Consider the following 2,303-nt stretch of genomic DNA (forward strand, 5'->3'; position numbering starts at 1 on the left):
TCCTGCGCGGACGCGACGCTCCGCAGGACGACCGGGTGGCCCTGCGGCGCGCGCGGTGTGGTGAACCGGCCGCTGAGGTCGAAGTGCGGGCCGTGGTGGGCGAACGCGCCCGCGCCGGGCCGGACGAAGGCGCCGTCGGCGGGGTCGGCCGGGAGGTCGTCCTCCGCCCAGCTGTCCCACAACGTCCGGGCCGCGCGCAGGAACTCGGCGGCGTGGGCGGGCCGGTCGGCGTCCTGGGGGAGGACGGCGTGCCGGAGCCGCCCGGTGTCGGCGTCGGCGGGGCCGGTCGTCAGGCTCCAGGCCGCCCGTCCTTCGCTGAGGTGGTCGAGCGTGGCCAGCCGCCGGGCCAGCTCGTACGGTTGGTGGCCGGCCGGGCCGAGGGCGGCGGCCAGGCCGAGCCGGGTGGTGCCGGCGGCGAGGGTGCCGAGGGCGGTCAGGACCTCGGGGCCGGGCGGCGCCGTCTCGGGCAGCAGGAGGAGGTCGAACCCGCCGCGTTCGGCGGTGCGGGCGAGCCCGGTGAGCCCGTCGAGGCCGACGGGGCCGGGTGGGAGTACGGCGAGATGGAGCTGCTGTGCGGACACGACGACGATCGCCTCCAGTCGGCCGCCCGTCCGCCGCGCGTCGGTCCGCGCGGCCGGGCCCGTTCATCCTGCGCGGCGGCGCGAGGCCCGGCAACGGTCGCAATGAACTCTTCACGGACGGAAACCCTGGAGCCATGAAGGGCAAGCGGGTGGCCAGATTCGGTCATCAAAAGGCTGAAATGGCTGGCGGGCTTCAAAAGAGAGGGTGGAATTAGAAATTCCGCCTGAATCGATGCCAGCATGTGCAGTGTGAAGCATGAAATGTCACATGGCTTCACGCCGTCGCCCCTACCCATGAAACGGGAATCACCCGATGAACCGGCTCCTCGCCATCCTCGCCACCAGCGCCGTCCTGAGCACCGCCGGTGCCGCCGCCCAGGGCACCGCCTTCGCCGCCGACGCGCCCCAGGGCCCGGGCAACCCCGGGGCCCTCTGCGTCACCGGGTACCGGGGCGTGGTGGTCAACGAGATCTGCGCCACCGTCAGCGGTGACCAGGTCACCTTCTACGGCCGGACCACGCCCGGCAGCATCGGCTGGACGGCCCGGACGGTCCCCTACCGGCTGACCGCCTCGGTGGCCGGCGGCGCCACGCTCGGCACCATCACGCCCACCGTCCTCGTCGCCTACAGCGGCACCGCGGTCGGCACCCTGACCGTCACCGCGCCGTGCGGGTCGAACGTCACGGGCACCCTGGAGACCACCGAGTGGGGCTGGCCGCCCGCCACCGCCACCGTCACCGTTCCGGTCGGCTGCTGACACCCGCCGGCCGACCACACGGCCAGGGCCCTGCCCGGCAGTCCGGACAGGGCCCTTCGTCGTCCTGTGAACGTCCCCGGCTCCGCCGCCCGCACGCGGTGGAGCCGGGGATGGGTGCGCTCAGCGCACTCGGCGTCCTCAGTGCGCCCAGTGCGCGGGGCCGGACCGGCTCAGCCGGGCCAGCCGGACCAGCGCGAGCGGATGGTTCCCGGCCTTGCGGGGGGACGGAGAGATCCGGACGGTGGCCCCGGCCGGGGCCGGTCCGTCCTCGGCCTGGATGGCGGTCGCGCTCGGCGCGTGGTGACGTGCACTCATCTGGGATCCCTCCTGGTCGGGGAGCGGCTGCCCCGCTCGCTCGCCGTGTCCACCAGGGAACCGGTCCGGCCCGGCCGGATCAATGCGGGTGACTACCTATCGCTTCCCGGGAACGCTGCGGGGAGGGCCCGGATCAGTCGGCCGGCCCGCCTTCGTCCTCGGAGCCGGCCCGGGCCAGCGCCTGCGCCGTCCCGGCCCGGCTGGTGCCCAGCTTGTGCAGCACGTTCGCGACATGATGCTCCACCGTGCGCGGGGACAGGAAGAGCGCCTGGGCGATGTCCTGGTTCGCGGCGCCCTGTGCGAGCAGCTCCGCCACCTGCCGCTCACGCGGCGACAACCGCTTGCCGTAGCCCCGGCGCCCCGGCGAGCCGATTCCCCCGAGATCGAGGTCCCGGCGCAGCTTGCGGCACCGGGCGGTGTCGGTGGTCGCCCCCAGGTCCAGGTAGACCCGCTCGGCGGCCGTCATCCGCTCCGCCGCCCGGGCCCGGTCGACGGGCGCCAGCGCGACGGCGATCCGCTCGTCGGCCCGCGCCGCCTCGTACGGGCGCCCGATGTCCCGCCAGCGGTCCCGGGCCAGGGTGAACGCCTCCACCGCGCCCGGTTCGCCGGCCGCCGCCGACAGCAGCCCCCGGGCCAGGTCCAGCGCCGCC

Annotated in this window: 4 protein-coding genes; 1 reads left to right on the forward strand and 3 read right to left on the reverse strand. The window is 75.2% G+C overall.

Annotated features, from left to right (window positions below):
- A partial coding sequence (locus ABD308_RS20240; RefSeq protein ID WP_344337243.1) for an LLM class flavin-dependent oxidoreductase occupies window positions 1-581 on the reverse strand: 581 nt, incomplete at its 3' end.
- A 313-nt stretch (window positions 582-894) separates the two neighbouring features.
- Here ABD308_RS20240 and ABD308_RS20245 point away from each other — a divergent pair.
- Window positions 895-1,338 (forward strand): hypothetical protein, encoded by a 444-nt coding sequence (locus ABD308_RS20245; RefSeq protein WP_344337244.1) that lies wholly within the window; start codon window positions 895-897, stop codon window positions 1,336-1,338.
- A 138-nt stretch (window positions 1,339-1,476) separates the two neighbouring features.
- Here ABD308_RS20245 and ABD308_RS20250 read toward each other — a convergent pair whose 3' ends face one another.
- Window positions 1,477-1,653, reverse strand: coding sequence for a hypothetical protein (locus tag ABD308_RS20250; protein ID WP_344337246.1), 177 nt, complete (start codon window positions 1,651-1,653; stop codon window positions 1,477-1,479).
- Between the two features lie 133 nt (window positions 1,654-1,786).
- The coding region (locus tag ABD308_RS20255; protein ID WP_344337248.1) for a helix-turn-helix transcriptional regulator at window positions 1,787-2,303 on the reverse strand (517 nt) is incomplete at its 5' end.

Source organism: Kitasatospora putterlickiae (assembly GCF_039527695.1).
GTDB lineage: Bacteria > Actinomycetota > Actinomycetes > Streptomycetales > Streptomycetaceae > Kitasatospora > Kitasatospora putterlickiae.